The sequence below is a fragment of the Enterobacter sp. BIDMC109 genome (genome assembly GCF_001037885.1).
Lineage (GTDB): Bacteria > Pseudomonadota > Gammaproteobacteria > Enterobacterales > Enterobacteriaceae > Enterobacter > Enterobacter hormaechei_C.
Genome location: NZ_KQ090002.1, coordinates 1,087,616 through 1,109,008, shown reverse-complemented (window position 1 = coordinate 1,109,008; position 21,393 = coordinate 1,087,616). Strand labels below are relative to the sequence as shown.

Below are 21,393 nucleotides of genomic sequence, written 5' to 3'. Positions count from 1 at the left end.
CAGGAGCCGTTTAGTATACTACAACCGCCGTGTAATTAACGCGTGATCGCGTACAGCGTGCCGTCTTTTGCCTGAATCAGCAGTTTGCCGTCAGCCACAACGGGCTCCGTCAGGAAGCCTGAGCTATCCACTTTCTGCTGTGCCACGAAGCGACCATTCTCTGGATCGATCCAGTGCATATAGCCTTCGCTGTCGCCCACCACCAGGCTGCCGTTATACAGTGCCGGTGCGGTCAGCAGACGGTGCAGCAGATCGCTCTGCGTCCACAGCGTCACGCCACCTTCGGTGCTCAGCGCCAGCAGACGGTCGTTCTGATCCACCATATAAATACGGTTGCCGTCGACGATGAAATCGTTCACGGAACCCAGCTCACGTTTCCACATGATCTGGCCGCTACGCAGGTCCAGCGCCGTCAGGTTGCCGTTGTATGCCAGCGCGTAAACCACACCGTCGACGATAACTGGCGTGGTGTCCACGTCACTCAGACGGTCAATTTCAGTTGAACCGGTCGCCTGGGAAATACGCTGCTGCCAGATCATCTGGCCCTGCTGCATCAGTACCGCGCTGACACGGCCGTTGTCACCGCCCACAATGGCGGCGCCAAAGGCGGTCGCCGGAGCAGATTCGCCACGCAGAGACAGCGCTGGCATATCCAGGTTAACCGTCCATTTTACCAGACCATCGGCTTCGTTCAGCGCCTGCAACTGGCCGTTGCTGGTATGGATCAGCACCAGGCCGTCGCTGACAACCGGACGCGACAAGGATTCACCGGCAACGGTGGTCTGCCATGCAACCGAACCGTCGCTGGCATTCAGCGCGTAAACCTGCGCTTTTTCGCTGCCCACATACACGTGACCGCCAGCAACGGTCAGGCCGCCAGAAAGCAGTGCAGGTTTACGGGAGAACCAGCCGTCTTTTTCCGCCAGGTTAATGGACCACACTTCTTTTCCGTCATCAGCGTTCAGCGCTTTAACGGTGCCTTTGCGATCGGCCGCATAGACAACGCCGTCAGCAAATGCCGGGTGCAGGTTGGAATAAAAATCGCCAATACCATCTCCCACAGAGGTGTCCCAGGCGGTGGATGGGGTGAACTGGTTTTCAACCGTCGGCAGCGGGGACATTTTAACAACGTCTTCTTCGCCACTGAACAGTGAACAACCACTCAATAACGTAACAGAAAGCAGTCCTGGCAGAAGTAATTTACGCAATTGCATTGGGTCCCTCTCAGACGGACAAATTATTTATTTTCATCTGCATCATTTCGCTCAGCGCAGGTGAAGCTTTACTATCCACGCCAGCTTGCCACGCTTTACGCGCGCCCGCTTTATCACCTTTACTCAGCAGTGCTTCACCGCGAAGATCGGCAACAATAGCGGCAAAGCCTTCGCCTTTGATGGTATCAAGCGTTTTCAGCGCGTCGTCGGCTTTTTTCTGCTGAACCTGGATACGCGCCAGACGCAGATTGATCACCGCTTTCAGATTTTCGTCACTGGCAGCAGCAAGCCCCTGAGACAGTTGCGCAGCGGCTTTGTCCAGTTCGTTTTTATCAACATACTGCTGAGCCACTTCCAGCGCAGCCAGCGCGCCGTAGGTGTTTTTGTTGTCAGCGGCAAATTTCTCCGCAGCCGTCAACGTTTGCGGCTGATCGGCACGGATTGCGCTAACGGTATTTTCGTAGTTCAGGGACGAACCGCGAGCAGAGTCAGCCTGATGATTGTTCCAGTAACGCCAGCCTACCAGCGCACCAACACCTAAAATAACCCCTACAACCAGTGCCTTGCCGTTTTCAGCAAAGAAGCGCTTAACCGCATCAACCTGGTCGTGTTCGTTCTCGTAAATTTCCACGCAGTCCTTCTCCTTAGCCCAATAGAGTGCGCAAGTGCGCCGCAACGCCATCCTGCGTTACCGTAGTTTGCTCACCAGAGCGCAGGTCTTTGACTACCACTTCGCCGTTGGCCACTTCGGACTCACCCAGCACCAGTGCGATACTTGCGCCCCACTTATCGGCACGAGCAAACTGTTTTTTAAAGTTGCCGCCGCCGTGGTTGGTCATCAGCTTAACGTCCGGCAGCGCATCGCGCACGCGTTCGGCAAGCTGCATCGCCGCAGACTGCGTATCCGCACCTGAGGCCACCAGGTATATATCGACAACAGGATCGGCTTTAAATTCCGGATTAACTGCCTGAACCAGCAAAACAAGTCGCTCAAGGCCCATCGCGAAGCCTACAGCCGGTGCTGCGCGACCACCCAGTTGTTCGACCAGACCGTCATAACGACCGCCGGCACAGACGGTGCCCTGCGAACCGAGGCTGGTGGTGACCCACTCAAATACGGTGCGGTTGTAGTAGTCCAGACCGCGCACCAGACGCTGGTTAACGGTATAAGCAATGCCCGCCGCTTCAAGCAGCTTGCACAGGCCGGCAAAGTGTTCGCGGGAATCCTCATCCAGGTAGTCACCCAACGCTGGCGCATCGTTCAGCAGCGCCTGTACGTCAGGATTTTTGGAATCGAGTACGCGCAGCGGGTTGCTGTACATACGACGCTTACAGTCTTCGTCGAGCTTCTCTTTGTGCTGTTCCAGGAACGCCACCAGCGCATCGCGATAGTTCGCACGCGCTTCCAGAGAACCGATAGAGTTCAGCTCCAGGGAAACGTGCTCAGAAATACCGAGCGCACGCCACCAGCGGGCAGTAAGCATAATCAGCTCAGCATCGATATCTGGTCCTTGCAGACCAAACACTTCCACGCCAAGCTGGTTGAACTGACGGTAGCGGCCTTTTTGCGGACGTTCGTGGCGGAACATCGGGCCGATATACCACAGGCGCTGCTCCTGATTGTACAGGAGACCATGTTCGATGCCAGCGCGTACGCAACCCGCCGTCCCCTCAGGACGCAGAGTCAGGCTGTCGCCGTTGCGGTCCTCAAAGGTGTACATCTCTTTTTCAACCACGTCGGTTACTTCGCCGATCGCGCGTTTGAATAACGGGGTCTGCTCTACAATCGGCAAACGAATTTCGCTGTAACCGTAGCTGCCGAGCACCTGCTTCAGTGTGCCTTCAATGCGCTGCCAGATGGCGGTTTCGCCAGGCAGATAATCGTTCATGCCGCGGATGGCTTGAATGTTTTTTGCCACGTTTATTCTCTTTCTATATACAAAAAAGAACCCAAAGAATGGGTTCAATCATACATGGGAAGCAGCCTGCTTCCCATCACGTTATTTTTCAACCTGCTGAACGCTGATGCGCTTCGCTTCGTCCATCATCGTCGCTTTCGCGCGAATCCGGGCTTCGAGCTGGTCGATCATATCACTATTATCCAGACGATCTTTACGAACGCCATCTTCATAGAGACCACTTTTCTTGTTACCGCCGGTAACGCCCAGCGTGGACACCAGCGCTTCACCCGGACCGTTCACCACGCAGCCGATGATGGAAACGTCCATCGGGGTGATGATGTCTTCCAGGCGCTGCTCCAGAGCATTCACGGTGCCGATCACGTCAAACTCCTGACGTGAACAGGTTGGGCAGGCAATGAAGTTGATCCCACGCGCGCGGATACGCAGTGATTTCAGGATGTCGAAACCGACTTTGATCTCTTCCACCGGATCGGCGGCCAGGGAGACGCGTAACGTGTCGCCGATGCCTTCAGAGAGCAGCAGGCCGAGACCAATCGCCGATTTTACCGAACCGCTGCGCAGACCGCCCGCCTCGGTGATCCCAAGGTGGAGCGGCTGATCGATCTGTTTTGCCAGCAGACGATACGATTCAACGGCCAGGAAGACGTCAGACGCTTTCACGCTCACTTTAAACTGATCAAAGTTAAGGCGATCCAGATGATCGACGTGACGCATTGCGGATTCGAGCAGCGCCTGCGGCGTCGGCTCACCGTACTTTTCCTGGAGATCTTTTTCCAGAGAGCCAGCGTTCACGCCGATACGGATTGGAATGTTTTTGTCGCGGGCGCAGTCAACCACCATGCGAATGCGCTCTTCGTTGCCGATGTTGCCTGGGTTAATACGCAGGCAATCGACACCATATTCAGCGACTTTCAGCGCGATACGGTAATCGAAGTGAATATCGGCAACCAGCGGAACGCTCACCTGCTGCTTGATCAGTTTGAACGCCTCGGCGGCATCCATGGTCGGTACAGAGACGCGAACAATGTCCGCGCCTACGCGTTCTAATGCTTTGATTTGATTGACCGTCGCTTCTACATCCGTAGTACGCGTATTGGTCATCGACTGGACGGCGATAGGCGCCCCATCGCCGACTGGCACGTTCCCAACGTAAATCCGTTTCGATTTTCTACGTTGAATAGGAGCCTGGTTATGCATGTAAAATCTCCCGCATTGCCCGTCTGTTACTGTGCTGCTGATTGTTCGGCATTAACGGTAAGACGCGCAACCTGGTTAGTTCTGATAAAGCGGCTCAGATCGACAGGTTTTCCTTGATACTGGATCTGTACCGCTGCCGGTGCGCCGATTTTAAGCTTGTAAGGTGCCTGGCCCGTTAGATTTAACGTGCCATCTTTACGTTGCAGGCCGCTGAACAGCTTTTTACCTGTCGCATCAGTCACTTCCAGCCAGCAATCCGCCGTGAAATTCATCACCAGCGCATTCGGGTCAACGGCAGGTGCCGCCGTACCCGCCGGGTCAGTTGGCAGTGACGCCGCGGTGTTATCTGCCGGTGCCGTTGCCGCAGGGGCGGTATCAACATTGGCCTGTGAAGGTGATACGACCGCGTTCTGATCCTGGGCCTGGGTGGCTGGTGCGGTATTCGCCGTCGCTTCTGGCGTCGTCGCTGGCTCGGTTGCAGGCGTGCTGCTTGCTGCCGCTTGAGGTTCGCTGGAGGTCGCAGCTCCTTCGGTGCTCAGCGGCACGCTTTGCGCGCCGTTATTACCAGACTGATTGAGCTCAGCGGAGGACTGATCGGCCATCGTCGTGATCTCTTCCTGCTGCGCTTTGTGGTTTTGCCACCACCATGCGCCCGTCAGGCCGACAACCACGAACAGGACCAGCCAGGTAAAGCTCATCAGCCAGCCATCGCGTTTTTTACGACGTTTACCCAGAGAGAAGCTCTGCATCGGCGCAACTTTTGCCGCACGCACAGGCGCCTGCTTCTCCATCATCGGCAGTAATTCGTCTTCAGGGATATGAACCAGTTTGGCGTAAGAACGGATATAACCGCGCAGAAACGTTGAAGCCAGATCGGCGGGTGCCTTATCTTCTTCAATATCGCGAACGGTGGAAACCTTCAGGCACAGGCGTTCTGCAACGGCTTGCTGGCTGAGTCCGAGTTGTTCACGGGCGTTGCGAAGACGAACGCCAGTGGAGAGTGCTGCATTTTGATCGTGAGTGGCTTCAGTATTCATTCGCTACAACTACTGGTACGTGAAAATAAGGGTTCAGGTGCCGGTGAGTCACAATGCCACCCGCACCGCGAAACTTTAGGTCAGTTAACCTGGAACAAACAGTATAAGACTGTCGGGCCGCAGATGACAGCGCTGGCAGGCCTTCACGCTAAACTGTTGTTACGTCGTTACATACTGCCCGAAAGTCGTATGAAACGCACCGTAATTATTAATCAGTCATAATGATTGTGACTGAATATTCAGTAAATTAATGCTTCACGGCGCAAAAAACGCGCCGTGTCTGCATAATAATCAAACGGTTTTGACCGCGATTGACTCACCCTGCATGCGCTTACGCAGCGTACGTTTGGTACGGTCAATAACGTCACCCGCCAGCTGACCACAGGCTGCGTCGATATCATCGCCACGCGTTTTACGAACGATGGTGGTGAAACCATACTCCATCAGCACTTTTGAGAAGCGATCGATACGGCTGTTCGAGCTACGGCCATACGGCGCGCCCGGGAACGGGTTCCATGGGATCAGGTTGATCTTACATGGCGTATCTTTCAGCAGTTCAGCCAGCTCATGTGCATGTTCGGTACCGTCGTTAACATGATCCAGCATCACGTACTCAATGGTCACGCGGCCCTGGTTCGCGTTAGATTTCTCCAGATAACGGCGCACGCCAGCCAGGAAGGTTTCGATATTGTACTTTTTGTTGATCGGCACAATTTCGTCACGGATGGCGTCGTTTGGCGCGTGAAGGGAGATGGCCAGCGCAACGTCAATCATGTCGCCCAGTTTGTCCAGCGCAGGCACAACGCCGGAAGTAGAGAGCGTAACGCGGCGCTTGGACAGACCAAAACCGAAATCGTCGAGCATGATTTCCATCGCCGGAACGACGTTGGTCAGGTTGAGCAGCGGTTCACCCATCCCCATCATCACCACGTTGGTGATTGGACGTGTACCGGTGACTTTCGCCGCGCCCACGATTTTCGCGGCACGCCAGACCTGGCCGATGATTTCCGACACGCGCAGGTTACGGTTAAAGCCCTGCTGCGCCGTAGAGCAGAATTTGCACTCCAGCGCACAGCCCACCTGAGAAGAGACGCACAGCGTGGCGCGATCGTCTTCCGGGATATACACGGTTTCAACGCGCTGATCGCCAACGGCAATGGCCCACTTGATGGTGCCATCTGAAGAGCGCTGCTCTTCCACCACTTCCGGTGCGCGGATTTCCGCCACTTCTTTAAGCTTATTGCGCAGCACTTTGTTGATGTCCGTCATGTCATCAAAGTTGTCGCTGCAATAGTGGTACATCCATTTCATGACCTGATCGGCACGAAATGGCTTCTCGCCCATCTCTTTAAAGAACTCGCGCATCTGCTGACGGTTCAGGTCCAGCAGGTTAATTTTTCCATTTTTATTGGGAACCGCAGGAATGGCGACTTCGGAGGTATTCACTAATTCAGACATAATTTTTTCCGGCCTCGTTGTTACACGTTGTGGCCCTTGGTGGGTTGAAAAGAAACGCCCCGGTAAGCAGTCTGCTCGTCCGGGGCGTTGCATTGTACAAAGTCTGGCGCAGGGATGCCACGTTTGCACGCGGCATTTACGAAATTATTAGCGAGTGCGCGGGCACACTTCGCCTTCAGCGAAGAAGAACGCGATTTCGCGCGCAGCAGATTCAACAGAGTCGGAACCGTGGGTGCCGTTCTCGGTGAAGCTGTCTGCATAGTCGGCGCGCAGAGTACCTGCCAGCGCGTTGTCCGGGTTGGTTGCACCCAGCAGATCGCGGTGACGCTGTACCGCGTTTTCGCCTTCCAGTACGGATACCACGATTGGGCCAGAGGTCATGAACTCGACCAGACCATCAAAGAATGGGCGACCTTCGTGCTCAGCGTAAAAACCGCGAGCCTGCTCAACGGTCAGGTGCAGCATTTTGGTGCCAACGATCTTAAACCCTGCTGATTCAAAGCGAGCGAAGATGCTGCCAATAACGTTTTTTGCCACCGCGTTTGGTTTGATGATGGAAAAAGTACGTTCAATAGCCATTGATAACCTCTGTAAAATGTTCTGTTGTTTTTGCATACCTGAGTATGGTGTGGCGCGGATTATAAAGAGCAATAGCGCCATTGCCTATGGTTATGCATAACATTTTTTTAAAATGAGACGAAGATTAGCAACAGCTCGTATTTCGCATACCGTGTTGATGATGAAAACAGAGCGGACACTGCTTTTCATCAGACGTAAATGACCAGAAATGACGGTGGCACGTCAGGCAAACGGCTTCATATGCAGGTATGGTCACGCTTTTCGCTGTTCCTTCTGTTTGCGTCACGTTTATCGCCGCATGCTGGCATACCGCTTCGCAGCCGCCGCACCCCGTACAGCGTCCGGTTTCCACGACCAGTTCAGCGTTCTCAAACCGAATCGCGTTTTCCGTACAACTTCGCCAGCACGCGCCGCACAGTATGCAGGATTTGGCATCGAGAGTTATCTCTGCCTCGCTAAACGCAGAAAACGCCCTGCGCAGTTTACGCTGACCGGGCACGACGCTACAGGCCCGGACATCCTCACGGGGAACGTGCATCAGCGCACGCCGGGCGGTATTAACCTCGTTGACGGGTATATGTTTAAACGCCCACGCCGCTTCACCGCGCCGACGAAGCGCCAGATTCAGCCGGGCAATCGCCAGCAACCAGTCAGGATTCTGCTCCGCGTCGATACTGATAAAACGAACGTGGTGCTGCGCGTGCCACAGCAGAAGCTCATTCACCCCTGGCGCACGGTCAGTAAACGGCCCAACAAGCGTATCGCCACACAGAAAGCGTTTTCGCGGCGTGATGCCGGTGATGGCCTCAGCGGGGCAGACGAACAGGCAGTCACCGCATTCAATACAGCGGCTGTCATCAACCGAGACGCTTGAGTCGGTAAAAGTAAAAGCCTGCACAGGACAGACGTCCGCGCAGGCGAGGCAGGAAGCGTGGCGAAAACGGCGACGGACGCACGCATGCGTCACGTCCATCGCCGGGGCAAAGGTCAATCCGCCCATCAGCCAATACTGAAGAAAACGAAGCGCAGCATCAGCTCACCGACAATCAGCAATGCGCTTCCCAGCAGCATGGGAGATCGCGCCGCTTTCAGACCGCCCGCAGCAAAGCACAGCATACCCGCAACGGATACGCACCAGCTCAGCAGATGAACGGTTCGCAGTTGCTCCAGCATCTGTAGCGGTGCGTGAGGGAACGTCACCACGGTGTTGTCCATAGCCGTAATATCTGCCAGCCAGACGGGCTGCATCACCAGACGCACAAGCACCACCAGCGTAATAATGACAACCGCCGCACGCACGGTTGTCTGAGTACGCGTCCAAACGGCCATGCAGGCTGAGCCGATAATCCCCACCGAACCGATAAACAGCACCAGCGTGTTTACGTGCTGCCATGTCACCACGGATGCGTGCATGTAGATCTGCGCCATGCAGAACACGTCGACTAAACCAACCAGACCTGCCACAACCAACAGTGGCTTCCAGCCTGGCTTTTTGACAAACATCAGCAGCGTTGCGAAGCCAAGCGCCGCAAGATAAAGACTGGCAAAGATAATCTCACGACTCAGCCAGGAGCTGGATACGTGGCGCAGCGCGTTAAGAGCATTAAGCGGATAGCCCATGTGCAGCGCGGAGGCGAGCAGCCCCAGACTCGCCAGCACAAACGCTCCGGCTGCCGGCAGCAGCGCGCTGCGTTGCGTGCTTCCGAACGCCAGCCACAGCGTAACGCCCACCGATCCTTGCAGGAACAGCGTAAAAATCAGCAGCGGTAACTCATGCATGACGTTTCCCCTCTTTCTCTGCGCCCTGATGCGCTTTGATCACCAGGTTTGGTTTGGTGATGGAGGAATCAGGCAAGCCTTTCACATCACAGACCGCACCATACTTCGCCCGCAGTTCATCAATCGGCCCGAATTTAATCGCTTCGAGTGGACAGGTTGCCACACAGACGGGCTGCTCTCCCTTCGCCTGGAGATCCACGCAGAAATCACATTTGGACATCTGCCCGGTCTGCTCGTTGAGCTGTGGCGCGCCGTAAGGGCAAGACCATGCGCAGTAGCCGCAGCCGACGCACTTATCAGTATCAACGCGCACAATGCCGTCCCCCGGACGCTTATGCATCGCTGTGGTCGGACAATTTTTGGTGCAGACAGGGTCTGCGCAGTGGTTACAGGAAATAGAGAGCGTGTAGGCAAAAACGTTGTTGCTGACGCCGCCCTGCCCGGTCGGGATAAAACTCCCGCCGTTGACTTCATAAACGCGACGGAAACGACGTCCGACCTCAAGGTTGTTTTTATCTTTGCACGCCACCTGGCATGCCTTGCAGCCCGAGCAGCGAGAAGAGTCGATATAAAAACCCAGCTGTTTGTCGCTCACCGGTGCGTAATGTTTAAACTGACTCATGCTTTAGCTACCTCCACCAGCATGGTTTGATGGGAATTCCCTTTCGCAAGCGCGGTAATACGGGCGGAACTGAGCACGTTCGCGCAGCCGCCTTTATCGATACCCTGCGCGTCCGGCTGCCACCAGGCGCCTGCCTGCATGGCCACCACGCCTGGAATGATGCGCGGCGTGACCTCCGCCGGGATCTCGCAAATGCCGCGCGCGTTATGAATACGCACGGTATCCCCCTGCGCAATGCCGCGCTTTTGCGCATCCTGCGGGTTGATCCACAGCTTTTGCTGCTGCGCCTCAATTAACCACGGGTTGGCGTACTGGGTGGAGTTAGCGCGGTTTTTCCCTTTCCAGGTGATCAGCTGGAGCGGGAAGGTTTTGACCAGCTCGTCTTCCGGCCCTTCATGGGCAGGCACGTAGTGCGACAGCGCCGGAATTTCCGGGTGATGCATGTCGTACAGACGCTTCGAGAAGATCTCAATTTTTCCGGACGGCGTCGGGAACGGATGATTCTGCGGATCGCGAATGTTGTCTTCAAAGGCAACGTACGGCGCGCTTTTGAAAAGATGCTGACGCGTCTTCTGTAGCGTCGCGAAGTCCGGCAGGTTTTCATCCGGCATGGACAGCCGCGTCTGCTCCCAGATGTGCTCACTCCACGCTTTTTCGTCACGGCCCTCGCTGAACGCTGGCTCGACGCCAAGCTTAGCAGCGACCTCCCGTAGCCAGTCGTAGTCTGAACGGCGTTCAAATTCAGGTTCAATCAGCTTTTCTGACAGGATCAGATAGCTTGCCGTGCCCCAGGTTTCGCCGATATTCCAGCGTTCCATGAAGCTGGTTTCCGGCAAAAGCAGGTCGGCGTATCTGGCGCTCGGCGTCATAAACAGATCGCTTGCGACGATAAACTCGATTTTCGACTCGTCTTCCAGGACACGGGTTGCCTGATGAAGATCCGGGTTCTGGTTAGCCAGATAATTGCCCGCCAGCGAGAACAGGATGCGGATATTGCTGTCCAGCTTCTCAGCATCCTTCAGGCCATCTTCCGCGGTTACCTTAGAAGCATCATCCGCGGCCTGCACCCAGTTCATGACCGAAATTTTGGCGTTGACCGGGTTGTCCGGCATCTCTGGCCCGGCCGCAAATTTGCGGTTTGCGCAGCCGCCATAGCCTGCTGCCCAGCCGCCTTTCACCCCGACGTTACCCGTTAGCGTGGCCAGTATCGTCGAGCCGCGCGCGGTGCGCTCGCCGCAGTTGTGACGCTGCGGTCCCCAGCCCTGGATCAGCGCGGCGGGTTTGGTGGTTGCGTAGTCGCGCGCCAGCTGACGAATAGTTTGTGCAGGCACGTGGGTGATTTTCTCTGCCCACTCGGGCGTTTTCGCCACGCCATCCTTTGCACCGCTCAGGTAAGCCATCAAAGATTCATTGGCCGGAACGCCCTCTGGCATGGCGTCTTCGTCAAAGCCCAGGGTGTAGCGCTGAATAAAGTCGCGATCGTGCAGATTCTCCGTGACGATCACATACATCATCGCGTCCATCAGGGCGTTGTCCGTGGCAGGAAGCAATGGGATCCACTGATCGGCAAGGGAGGAAACCGTATCGGAATAGCGTGGGTCGACAACAATGAAGCGCGTGCCGTTTTGCTTCATCTTCTGGTAGAAGTGGTTGCTGTGCCCGAAGATGGTTTCCGTCGGGTTATGCCCCCAGAGAATGACCAGTTTGGTATCCAGCAGCGTGTCCAGAGAGCTGCCGCTGGCGGCGGTGCCATAGGTATACGGCGTTGCCGCCGCCGTGTTACCCATACTGACCGAGTGATAGCTTTCGAGATAGCCGCCGGTTAAGTTGAGCAGACGACGAACCATTTTATCGCCGGAAAAGGTCCCGCCGGACACCGCGGTGCCCACATGAACATAGCGTGACGCAGCACCGTATTTTTGCGTAATAGTTTTTAATTGATTCGCAATGAGGGTGGTGGCTTCATCCCAGGTAATACGCTCGAATTTTCCTTCGCCACGTTTACCTACGCGTTTCATTGGATATTTCAGTCGATCGGGGTGATAAACAAATTTCCGATAAGCCCGACCACGAACGCAGGCGCGCATTACTGGCATCTGCGGATCCAGCGCGTTATCCGGACGCGTTGAAATTCGGGTCACAACGCCATCACTGACGTGAGCACGAATATCACACTTGCCGCCGCAGTCAAACGTACTACAGGTTTGCACCACTTTTTCTTCAGGCGTAGCGTCTGAAACCGCCGCGCCCTGTGCCTGTGCTTTGCCGGTTTTGACGACAAACGGCAGGGCGGCGAGCGCCGACCCTGCCTGAATAAACTGACGCCGGGATATGGCGGGAATAAGCCCTTCTCCCTGATGTTTATTTTTTTTCATTGCTCGTTCCTTCAAATAAAAACGCATTCTCGTTTTTTTCAGGAACGAATATTGATAATTATCAAGCTAACTCTTGAGGAGTAACACTTAGCGATCTAATTCAAAATTCACCGTCGCCGTTTGTCCTGTTTCATCCAATACAATTAATTGATATTTACCCGGTAAATATAATTGCAGTGAATAATTTTTCTGATGCCTGTCCAGCGGTTCGCCATTCAAAAACCACCATCGTTGCCCCTCTCCGCCGCTGGTTGAAACGTTAAGGGTCATATTTTTCTCACCTGGAAGACGTTTAATTACCGCCCCTTCTCTGACGCCTGACAACATCAGCGGCGCCGCATTATGGTTATCCAGCGGAGGGCAAACCGCTGAACGGGCGGGGAGACGAGCAGCCCGTTTTTCGGCAGCAGGCAGCCAGGGCTCCAGCGGCAGCGGCCAGACATCCAGCACTTTTTCTTTCGCATCAGGACAATCCGCCGCAACGCGCTTGCCTTCTTTATCCAGCCAGACCGGGAAACGGATCCCGCGAATACCTTCCTGATCCGGCAGCAGCAGCGTAGGCGGTTCACTGCCTTCCAGCAGCCAGGTTGACAGCCGACGCCGACAGTTTTCGCTCCCTTCAGGCAGGGACTGGCCGCCCGGCCAGCAAATCACGCCCCGTCCTACGCTTGCGGGACGCGGATCGCGCGGCAGGCGCGCTTCATCCACCATCGAGCGGGACTGAAGCATATTATTGACCTGATTGAGGAGCGGTACCGCGCTGGCGAAACCAAACTGACCGGCAACGGGCGTGCCGTCCGGGCGTCCGGTCCAGATTCCAATGATATACCGGGCGTTCAGCCCAATGGCCCAGGCATCCCGGTAGCCATAGCTGGTGCCCGTTTTCCACGCCAGCGGCGCAACCTGGGGCAGCGCACTGTCCGGCAGGGGCTGTGCTTCATTAGCGAGAATGCGACGAATGATCCACGCCGCCCCCTGCGATAACAGCGGACGTTCGATCAGCGGATCGCCCGGCTGTAAACGCAGCCGGCCCGCCTTACCCTGACGCGCAAAGGCGCTATAGGCGGCAGCGATATCAGCCAGGCGTGCGCCTGCGCCCCCCAGGATCAGAGAGAGGTTGGGCTGTGCCCCCGCAGGCAGAATGAGCGGTAATCCCGCGTTGCTCAGCATTCCGGCAAAACGTTTTGGGCCGTACGCTTCCAGAACCTGCACCGCAGGCAGGTTGAGGGAACGCACCAGGGCTTCGCTCATACTGACCGGCCCATGGAAGCCGCTGTCAAAGTTGCCCGGACGATAATCCCCCGTTTTTCTTGGCACATCCTGCAATAACGAAGCGGGATGGATCAGACCATCGTCCAGCGCCATGCCATAGATGAATGGCTTGAGGACCGATCCCGGCGATCGGATCGCATTGACCATATCCACGTGGCTGAAACGGCTGTCATCATTGATATCTACCGAGCCTACCCAGCCACGCACTTTCATGGATGTATGATCCACGACGATCATCGCCAGCGAACTGCGGGCAGGCAGGCGTGATTTCCAGTTCATTGCCAGCTCTTCAAGCTGTCGTTGCAAAGCTGCATCCAGCGTGGTGACTATTTTTGTGTCACGACTTTTACTCAGCATCATGCGGGAAAAGAGCGGCGCCAGCTGCGGCATCTGCCGGGGAGCCAGCCAGACCGGCTCTTCACGGGACTCTTTCACCTGCTTCTCAGACCAGACGCCCTGAGTCCGCATGCGGTCGAGCACTTTGTTCCGCGCCGCTTCGGCACGTTCCGGCCAGCGATCCGGGCGCAGACGGCTGGGTGCCTGCGGCAGCACTGCCAGCAGCGCCGCGTCGGAATAGCTCAGCTGAGACGGCGGTTTGCCCAGGTAAGTCCAGCTTGCCGCGCCCACGCCCTGCAACGTGCCGCCAAACGGGGCACGGTTAAGATACAGCGTCAGGATTTCACGCTTGGAGAGATGCCACTCCAGCTGCATCGCCCGCCACAGCTGACGAATTTTACCGCCAAAGGTACGCGGATGCGGATCCAGCAGGCGCGCCACCTGCATGGTAAGCGTGCTCCCGCCGGAAACCACTCTCCCGGAGGTGAGATCCTGCCAGGCGGCACGCAGTACAGAAAGCGGATTGACGCCCGGGTGATCCCAGAACCAGCGATCTTCATACTGGATCAGCGCCTCAAGATAGCGTGGGGAAACCTCTTCAATGGTAACCGGATAGCGCCAGATGCCTTCGCTGTCGGCAAAACGCCACAGCGGAACACCCTGCTCATCCACCACCACTCGCGCTGGGTTGACCTCTTTCAGGGGCAACGGCCACACGCGGTCAGCGACGACAATCAGCCCCCCTGAAACGAGAAGCGCTCCCGCCAGCCACAGCCAGCGGGAGCGAATCAGGCGTGCTATCCGCATCTTACGGAACAACGATCAGCGGGCCACTGGCCGCCCCCGTTGCCCGCCACTGCGGAACATACATGGACTCGACCATCGGAACAGGCACCCGATAGGTTCCCGGCGTAACGGCACGGGCCAGGTAAACCAGCGTGACCGGCTGACCTTCATTGACCGGCACCGCGGCCACAAAGCGATCGTCGCGGAATTCCATGTGCTGAATATCAGACTGTTGCATCTGATTCAGCAGGTTTTGCACTTCACTGCCGCTGTCCTGCAAGCTGGCGCTGCTGCTCGCCAGATTCTGGTTTTCCAGCTCCAGACCTGCCGGGAGCAGATCCACCACCAGCGCATCCGGCACGTTCTGGCTGGCCTTCACCTCCAGCCACACCAGAACCAGCTCACCGCTCTTCAGAGAAGAGAGCGACTTGCTGCTGCCGTCTGTCGCCAGGATATGACGTTCAATCTGCAAGACATTAGAGGATGGCTGAGGCGCATACTCCGGATAGCCAGTCGTGTCCAGTCGTACCCACAGCGGCGTAGTGCCGGTATTCGTCACCTGCAACGCACCAAGCTGAGCGCTGTTCAGGTTTTCTACCTGCGCTTTATCACTGCTCTGGGTCTGTTCAGAGAGGGTGGTCGTCGCCTGCCACGCGCCTGACAAGGTTTGCAGTGAACGTCCGGCCAGGAACAGCGCATTGCTCTCCTGAGTAGACAGCCAGCGCTGGCTGAACGCGTCTTCAGATAACGTGTTCAGCAGCCTGTTTTGCGCATCCGGCATCAGCTTGTACTCTTCCAGCAGGGAGAGCATCAGGGCATTATCACGCAGTTGGCTGCCGTAATCCGCCATCCAGTTTCGGCTGTCGTTACGGGGAGTTTTGAGAGCCAGATCCAGCGCCTGCTGGCTGCGCGGTGCATCCCCCATCAGTTTGAGTGCCATGCCCAGCTGCATCAACGGAAGCCCGGAAGCAGCCTGAGCGTGGCGCTCCCAGATTTCACGCAGCGCACCGAGCGGCGCTTTTTGCTGACGAGCCAGCACCAGCGAAGCGTACGCCTGAACAGCAAATTTGCTGGCCTGGGTGTCGTCGCTGTAGCGGATGGACATCATCCCCGGATCCTGTAAATAGCGCAGCAGTCGGCTGTTGGCGTTATTCACTGCCTCGGCAGGCACGCTGTAACCCTGCTCCCCTGCCCGCACCAGGAAGTCCGTGACATAGGCGGTCAGCCAGTACTCTTCCGGGCCGTTTTTATCCCACAAGGCAAAACCGCCATCGTCACGCTGCATTTGCAGCAGACGGGAGATCCCGATATCAATGGCCGCACGGCGTTTATCGTCGGTATCGCCTTTAATACCCAGAGCCTTAAGTTGTGCCGCGTTGGTGTAAAGCGACGGGAACAGGCCGCTGGTGGTCTGCTCAAGACATCCGTATGGATAAGCCTGAAGTTCACGAATGTAGCGTGCCAGATTTAAAGGTGGTTTACCACTGAGCAACAGTTGCCCCTGTAGCGTGGCAGGCGAGAAACCGTTGATATGCTGTGCTGGGGCACTCCAGGATTCGCCAGGGTTCAGCATCGTGCCCGTATTCACCGTTTGCGCCGGGAATGCGGGACGCACGCCAATTTTCCAGCTCTTCTGCTGCGGCGCAAACGTCTCACCAGGGAGCTGAAGCCCCGACACCTGAGCAGTCACTTCACCATCACCATAGCCTTCCAGGGCGCGCACCGGAATAAACAGGGTGCTACGTGCGCCAGGCGGCAGCTTAACCGGCTCTGGCTGAGCGCCTTCGAGCGACAACTTACCGGTTGCGGTTAACGCAATGTTCAGCGTTTGCGGCTGGTCCGTCAGGTTAGTCAGGTCCAGCGTCAGGCGGGAGGTATCGCCACTGGCGAGGAATCGCGGCGTGTTAAGCTCGGTGATAATCGGAGCCGCCACAATGATTTTGCTTTCGCTGCTGCCGAAATCGTCTTCCGTCCAGGCCTGCGCCATCAGACGCAGTTCGCCGTTGAAATCGCCAATCGGCAGCGTGATGGTGCCTTCGCCGTTGGCATCAAGCGTAACCGGCTGCGCCTGCTGGGCAATTATGGTGACATGGTTCACCGGTGGCTTACCGCCGCGTTTCAGTTCATCGCCGTCTCCGCCAAAGCGCAGTGCGGCCAGACGTCCCTGACCTTCAATCACCTGGCCGTAAACATCATAGATGTCCGCGCCATAGCGCTTCTGACCGAAGAAAGCTTCCCACGGATCCGGCGTGACGTAGTCGGTAATGTTCAGCACGCCGCTATCGACAGCCGAGACCAGTACGTTCACCTTCTGTGGCACAGTCCCCTCTTTTACGCTGGCTTTCACTTTCACAGAAAGCGTCTGGTTCGGACGCATTTTTTGCGGGTTATCCAGTGCGATGTTCAGGCGACGATTTTCGTCCCCCATTGGCAGATGCAGCAGGCCAACCGCCCGTTTTGGCGTGGCGGATTTGGATTTATCGCCAGGACGAACCACCAGCGTGCTGAGGTAGAGATCGTGACGTTTCCAGTCCTTATCCACCGGAATGGCGAGATCCAGACCGTTTGCTGGCACGTCGATCTCTTTCCACCACAGCGGTCCTTCGCTGGATTCGATCATTGCATAGCCCTTGCCTGCGGCCGGCGCTGCAATATGCAGGTTGATGGTATCGCCTGGCTGATAGGATGGCTTGTCCAGTTTCAGCGTCACACGATCCGGGCGAGCAGCGCCCGTGCCATCGCTGTTATCCTGCCAGCTGTACCCCGCCCAGAAGCGCACGCTGCTGACCATGTCATCAGGGGCTTTCACTTCCAGACGGTATGAGCCCCACTCCACCGGGAAGGTGACTTTACCGGTTTCATCGGCCTTGAGGTTTAGCTCCTGCTCGCCCTCAACCAGATCTTTTTGATCAAACTGGGACTGCCAGCCCTCACTCTCGGACCAGTTCCAGAAGTAGTCGCGACGCTCACGGATCAGACGCACCTGCAAACCAGATACCGCTTTTTTCGTCCCGCTGGCATCGGCATAGACGATGTCAAAGCTGGCGTTGCCGTTTTCATCGACAATCGGCTGATTGACGGTGGTATCGGTACGGTAGTCGTAAACGGCCTTGCTGGCGAACTGTGGGCGGATCCCCGGAAGTTCAGCCGCAGGCCAGATAGCCTGCTCGGCGCGTCGCGTTACCGGACGCCCACCTGATTCCAGCAGGCTGGCCTGCAAAATCAGTTGCAGCGGCGAGTGCGCCTCTTTCCACTGGCTTTCGGTGGTAACCTGCCCACGCCCCTGTTCGTCCAGCGTAAGCTGCACTTCATCCAGGCTGCGGCTCAGGTTCTCCTCGGCAATATCACCGAACTGGAAGCCAGGCAGCGCAGGCACCGCGTCACGTAGCGGACGCAGGAAAAGCTGGCCTTGCAGAGAATTACCGTTAGCCGGCGCGCCATACAGGTAATAGCCAGCAACGTTAAAGTCGACATTATCCTGCGGGGAAACTGGCGTTTTTTGCCCGGTCAGATTCAGCGCCATACGCTCAGGCATAAAATCTTCGACGTGGAAATCCCACATGCGCTGCTGGTTATCGCCCGTATTCGCGCGAATATGCCACATGCCGGTCTGGGCGCCGCTATCGAGCGGATAGTTGAAGCGATAAAGGCCGTTCTCAGGTTGCACAACGACCGTACGCGCCACCTGTCCGTCCGGGCGCAGCACGTCAAGTTTTACCGGCTGATCGGGAAGCGGTTTGCCATCGCTGTCGCGAAGCAGGCCGTTCAGGATCACCGTTTCACCCGGACGATAGATATCGCGCGGGCCAAACATAAAGAATTGTTTGCTGTAACCCGGGTTACCGGCGATATCAAACTCCGCCAGATCCAGCGCCGGAAGTTTGAGGTCGAGAAGCGTGGTCTGGCCATCTTTACTGGCCAGGATCAGCGCGGCTTCTTTATCGGTTTCCAGTTTCGCATGACCATCGGCGTCGCTGTTCGCCTCGGCCAGGGTCTGCCCTTTATCGTTCAGAAGGGTAATGGCCACACCTGACTGCGCCGCACCGTTTTCAAGACTCTGGGTGAAGATGTCCAGGCGGTTATGATAACGGTGAGCGGACAGCCCAATATCACTTAAGGTAAAGAGCGTCGCGGCGTTACTGTAGTTATAGTGACCAGCCTGATTCATCACGGCGATATAGACGCCAGACTGCTGGAGCGGCTTAATATCTTTGAGCGGCAGGAGCAGTTTTTCACGCGTATTGCGCGCCGGGTTGAGGTCGAAACGGCCGGTGTAGACCAGTTCCGCCATCTTCAGCAGGTTGTCAGATTCCCAGTTGGTCAGCGAGTTACGGTACTCCCACTGGCTGACAAACGAGGCCAGCGACTCCGGCTTCACGCGATAGAAGTTCACATCCACATTGTTGACGTTGAGCGCCATCACCGGCAACCCTTCCACCACCTTACCCGGCAGCAGCGATCCGCGGCTGGCGAATCCGACCGTCGGTTCAACATCCCGGGTGGTGATCGCTTTTTCATAGTCGATGCCGAATGTCGCTTTGTTCAGCGCCAGCAAATTACGTTCGACGGTGACGACCAGATTACGATTCGGCTCCAGATGGCGCAGGCGCAGCTCTTTCAGATTGGGGGCCAGTTCCCAGGCGCCGTCCACTTTGCCGCTTTTTTTATCCACCACATGCACCGTTTTCGCAAAATCCTGGCTGGGATCCAGCGGTACAGAGAAGGTCAGAACCAGCGTCGCAGCGCCGTCGAGTTGCACTTCAGAGGCATCCAGCAGCGTCAACGCCTTGCCCTGACTCTGCGCGGCCAGCTTAGCCAGCTTTTCAGGATCCGGTTTTGCCGGGGTTTTCTGTTCTGATGCAGTAGACGCTGCGGGGGCAGCGGCCTGAGGTTTGTCGTCGCTGTTATCACAGCCGACAAGCGTAAAGGTGGTGAGCAGCGCGAGAGAGATCGCAGCTAAGCGAAACGGTTTCATCCTGTGTCCCTGGCCTGAGGGGCCTGTTGGTCATCGTCCGGATAAGTATTATCCGCAAGTTTCGTTAATACAAAAAGTCCAATTTTATAATCTGGAAAGCACCTCGCAGAATGGCATCACGCAGCCAAACCGTGATGGAACGGCGATCACAGCGCATAACGTCACATGTTACCTTTCGCGTCATTTGTTTTTAAAACAAGAAGATAGCTGGATAAGCTCGCATCAGGCCTGCTAGTTTTATGACCATGACGCACCCCGAGTGCGCGGTTCAATAAGAGAGAAAGCCATGAAACGAGCCGTGAACGCCCTACAAAATTTCGGAAAATCATTGTACGGACCTGTACTTATCTTACCCATCGTCGGCCTGTTTATCGCCTTCGGGAATGTACTGGGTAACGGCAATCTGGCCGAGTACCTGCCGTTTCTCGGCCACCCGCTGATCCAGAGTGTCGGCCAGCTGATCGCCAAATCTGCCGTGTCGGTGCTGGTCAACCTGGCGCTGGTATTTGCCGTCGGGATCCCCATTGGACTGGCAACACGAGACAAAGGCTACGCGGCGTTGATTGGGCTGGTGACCTTTATCGTATTCATTAACGCGATGAACGTGACGTTACAGCTTCAGGGAGAACTGGCCCCTGCGGAACAGATGAAAGCCGCCGGACAAAGCATGGTGCTGGGCGTCCAGGTGCTGGAGATGGGCGTTTTCGCCGGGATCCTGACCGGGGCGCTCTCCGGTTATCTGTACAACAAATATTCCGGTGTCCAGTTTAACGGCGCGATGGCGATTTACTCCGGTCACTGCTTTGTCGCGATTGTGATGCTGCCTGTCTCTATGCTGCTCGGCGTGGTCATGAGCGAACTCTGGCCGTACGCACAGCATGGAATAAGCGCTCTGGCGCTGGCGATCAAAGGGTCCGGTCCGTTTGGCGTGGCGATCTACGGTTTCCTTGAACGCATTCTGGTGCCGACGGGCCTGCATCATCTGGTCTATACGCCGTTCCTGTATACCGAACTGGGCGGTACGCAGGAGGTGTGTGGCGCAACCTATCAGGGCGCGCGCAATATCTACTTCGCCGAGATGGCCTGCCCGGACGTGAAGCAGCTCAGCAGTACCGTGGTGTGGGATGCGCGCGGCATCAGCAAGATGTTCGGCCTTCCTGCCGCCGCGCTGGCGATGTACATGACCGCGAAGCCAGAGCGTAAAGCGATTGCGAAAGCGATTCTGATCCCGGCGGCGCTGACCTCGCTGCTGGTCGGCGTAACCGAGCCGATTGAATTCTCCTTCCTGTTCGTCGCCCCGCTGCTGTTCGTGGTGCATGCGGTGCTGACCGGCATCGGCATGATGCTGTTCTCGCTGTTTGGCGTTCACGCCATCGGCGCCAACGGGATTATCGATTTCATCCTCTACAACCTGCCGCTCGGCACGGAGAAGTCCAACTGGCCCATGTACATCGTGGTCGGGCTGATCATGTTCGCCCTTTATTTCGTGGTATTCCGCTTCCTGATCCTGCGCTTCAACATGAAAACGCCGGGGCGTGAAGATGAGGACCAGGAGACACGTCTTTACAGCAAGCAGGAGTACCAGGCGAAGGGCAATAACGACGAGCTGGGCGAATCCATCGTGGTGGGTCTGGGCGGTCGGGAAAATATAGAGGTAGTGGATAACTGCTACACCCGCTTACGCGTCACGGTGAAGGACGTCGACATCATCGACGAACCGCGCCTGAAAGCGACCGGCGCGAAAGGGGTTATCAAACAAGGTAACAACGTTCAGGTGGTCTACGGGCTGCATGTCAAAAAAATGCGAGAAGCCGTTGAGACGTTTCTCTGAAAGGAGCTAA

General features: G+C 56.5%; 14 protein-coding genes. 1 reads left to right on the top strand and 13 read right to left on the bottom strand.

The window, feature by feature from the left end; all coding sequences use genetic code 11:
* Nucleotides 1–35: 35 nt before the first annotated feature.
* From bamB to SK62_RS05265, 13 genes are all read right to left on the bottom strand, one after another.
* The gene (bamB, locus tag SK62_RS05325; protein WP_017383525.1) at nucleotides 36–1,214 is read right to left on the bottom strand and encodes an outer membrane protein assembly factor BamB; all 1,179 of its coding nucleotides are present in this window, start codon (nucleotides 1,212–1,214) and stop codon (nucleotides 36–38) included.
* A 10-nt stretch (nucleotides 1,215–1,224) separates the two neighbouring features.
* On the bottom strand, nucleotides 1,225–1,845 hold the full coding sequence (locus SK62_RS05320) for a YfgM family protein (protein ID WP_017383526.1): 621 nt from the start codon (nucleotides 1,843–1,845) through the stop codon (nucleotides 1,225–1,227).
* Nucleotides 1,846–1,858: 13 nt separating this feature from the next.
* Entirely contained in the window at nucleotides 1,859–3,133 is a 1,275-nt protein-coding gene (hisS, locus tag SK62_RS05315; protein ID WP_022649001.1) for a histidine--tRNA ligase, read from the bottom strand.
* 81 nt (nucleotides 3,134–3,214) lie between these two features.
* Nucleotides 3,215–4,333: a flavodoxin-dependent (E)-4-hydroxy-3-methylbut-2-enyl-diphosphate synthase gene (gene ispG / locus SK62_RS05310; RefSeq protein ID WP_017383528.1), complete on the bottom strand. Its 1,119-nt coding sequence runs from the start codon at nucleotides 4,331–4,333 to the stop codon at nucleotides 3,215–3,217.
* 26 nt (nucleotides 4,334–4,359) lie between these two features.
* On the bottom strand, nucleotides 4,360–5,370 hold the full coding sequence (gene rodZ / locus SK62_RS05305; RefSeq protein WP_032649072.1) for a cytoskeleton protein RodZ: 1,011 nt from the start codon (nucleotides 5,368–5,370) through the stop codon (nucleotides 4,360–4,362).
* A gap of 291 nt (nucleotides 5,371–5,661) precedes the next feature.
* Nucleotides 5,662–6,828, bottom strand: a complete 1,167-nt coding sequence (locus SK62_RS05300) for a dual-specificity RNA methyltransferase RlmN (RefSeq protein ID WP_003860623.1) — start codon at nucleotides 6,826–6,828, stop codon at nucleotides 5,662–5,664.
* Between the two features lie 147 nt (nucleotides 6,829–6,975).
* Nucleotides 6,976–7,407 (bottom strand): nucleoside-diphosphate kinase, encoded by a 432-nt coding sequence (gene ndk, locus SK62_RS05295; RefSeq protein WP_003860625.1) that lies wholly within the window; start codon nucleotides 7,405–7,407, stop codon nucleotides 6,976–6,978.
* Nucleotides 7,408–7,531: 124 nt separating this feature from the next.
* Nucleotides 7,532–8,407 (bottom strand): 4Fe-4S binding protein, encoded by an 876-nt coding sequence (locus tag SK62_RS05290; protein WP_047719321.1) that lies wholly within the window; start codon nucleotides 8,405–8,407, stop codon nucleotides 7,532–7,534.
* Entirely contained in the window at nucleotides 8,407–9,186 is a 780-nt protein-coding gene (locus SK62_RS05285) for a dimethyl sulfoxide reductase anchor subunit family protein (RefSeq protein WP_017692924.1), read from the bottom strand. Before SK62_RS05285 ends, SK62_RS05290 begins: the two co-directional genes overlap by 1 nt.
* A complete protein-coding gene (locus SK62_RS05280) occupies nucleotides 9,179–9,808 on the bottom strand; it encodes a DMSO/selenate family reductase complex B subunit (RefSeq protein WP_015572168.1) in 630 nt (209 codons plus the stop codon). The genes SK62_RS05285 and SK62_RS05280 overlap by 8 nt, the downstream gene beginning before the upstream one ends.
* On the bottom strand, nucleotides 9,805–12,183 hold the full coding sequence (locus tag SK62_RS05275) for a DMSO/selenate family reductase complex A subunit (RefSeq protein WP_047719322.1): 2,379 nt from the start codon (nucleotides 12,181–12,183) through the stop codon (nucleotides 9,805–9,807). Before SK62_RS05275 ends, SK62_RS05280 begins: the two co-directional genes overlap by 4 nt.
* An 87-nt stretch (nucleotides 12,184–12,270) precedes the next feature.
* On the bottom strand, nucleotides 12,271–14,598 hold the full coding sequence (gene pbpC / locus SK62_RS05270; protein WP_047719323.1) for a peptidoglycan glycosyltransferase PbpC: 2,328 nt from the start codon (nucleotides 14,596–14,598) through the stop codon (nucleotides 12,271–12,273).
* A gap of 1 nt (nucleotide 14,599) precedes the next feature.
* Nucleotides 14,600–19,552, bottom strand: coding sequence for an alpha-2-macroglobulin family protein (locus SK62_RS05265; protein WP_045911321.1), 4,953 nt, complete (start codon nucleotides 19,550–19,552; stop codon nucleotides 14,600–14,602).
* A gap of 286 nt (nucleotides 19,553–19,838) precedes the next feature.
* Here SK62_RS05265 and SK62_RS05260 point away from each other — a divergent pair, with 286 nt between their 5' ends.
* Nucleotides 19,839–21,383 (top strand): PTS transporter subunit EIIC, encoded by a 1,545-nt coding sequence (locus SK62_RS05260; RefSeq protein WP_032671865.1) that lies wholly within the window; start codon nucleotides 19,839–19,841, stop codon nucleotides 21,381–21,383.
* The last annotated feature ends 10 nt before the right edge of the window (nucleotides 21,384–21,393 follow it).

What these genes read in the sequence shown, in the direction of transcription:
- rodZ (WP_032649072.1), bottom strand. Translation starts at nt 5,370, where the DNA reads ATGAATACTGAAGCCACTCACGATCAAAATGCAGCACTCTCCACTGGC.
- pbpC (WP_047719323.1), bottom strand. Translation starts at nt 14,598, where the DNA reads ATGCGGATAGCACGCCTGATTCGCTCCCGCTGGCTGTGGCTGGCGGGA.
- SK62_RS05285 (WP_017692924.1), bottom strand. Translation starts at nt 9,186, where the DNA reads ATGCATGAGTTACCGCTGCTGATTTTTACGCTGTTCCTGCAAGGATCG.
- ndk (WP_003860625.1), bottom strand. Translation starts at nt 7,407, where the DNA reads ATGGCTATTGAACGTACTTTTTCCATCATCAAACCAAACGCGGTGGCA.
- ispG (WP_017383528.1), bottom strand. Translation starts at nt 4,333, where the DNA reads ATGCATAACCAGGCTCCTATTCAACGTAGAAAATCGAAACGGATTTAC.
- SK62_RS05300 (WP_003860623.1), bottom strand. Translation starts at nt 6,828, where the DNA reads ATGTCTGAATTAGTGAATACCTCCGAAGTCGCCATTCCTGCGGTTCCC.
- SK62_RS05275 (WP_047719322.1), bottom strand. Translation starts at nt 12,183, where the DNA reads ATGAAAAAAAATAAACATCAGGGAGAAGGGCTTATTCCCGCCATATCC.
- bamB (WP_017383525.1), bottom strand. Translation starts at nt 1,214, where the DNA reads ATGCAATTGCGTAAATTACTTCTGCCAGGACTGCTTTCTGTTACGTTA.
- SK62_RS05265 (WP_045911321.1), bottom strand. Translation starts at nt 19,552, where the DNA reads ATGAAACCGTTTCGCTTAGCTGCGATCTCTCTCGCGCTGCTCACCACC.
- SK62_RS05290 (WP_047719321.1), bottom strand. Translation starts at nt 8,407, where the DNA reads ATGGGCGGATTGACCTTTGCCCCGGCGATGGACGTGACGCATGCGTGC.
- SK62_RS05280 (WP_015572168.1), bottom strand. Translation starts at nt 9,808, where the DNA reads ATGAGTCAGTTTAAACATTACGCACCGGTGAGCGACAAACAGCTGGGT.
- SK62_RS05260 (WP_032671865.1), top strand. Translation starts at nt 19,839, where the DNA reads ATGAAACGAGCCGTGAACGCCCTACAAAATTTCGGAAAATCATTGTAC.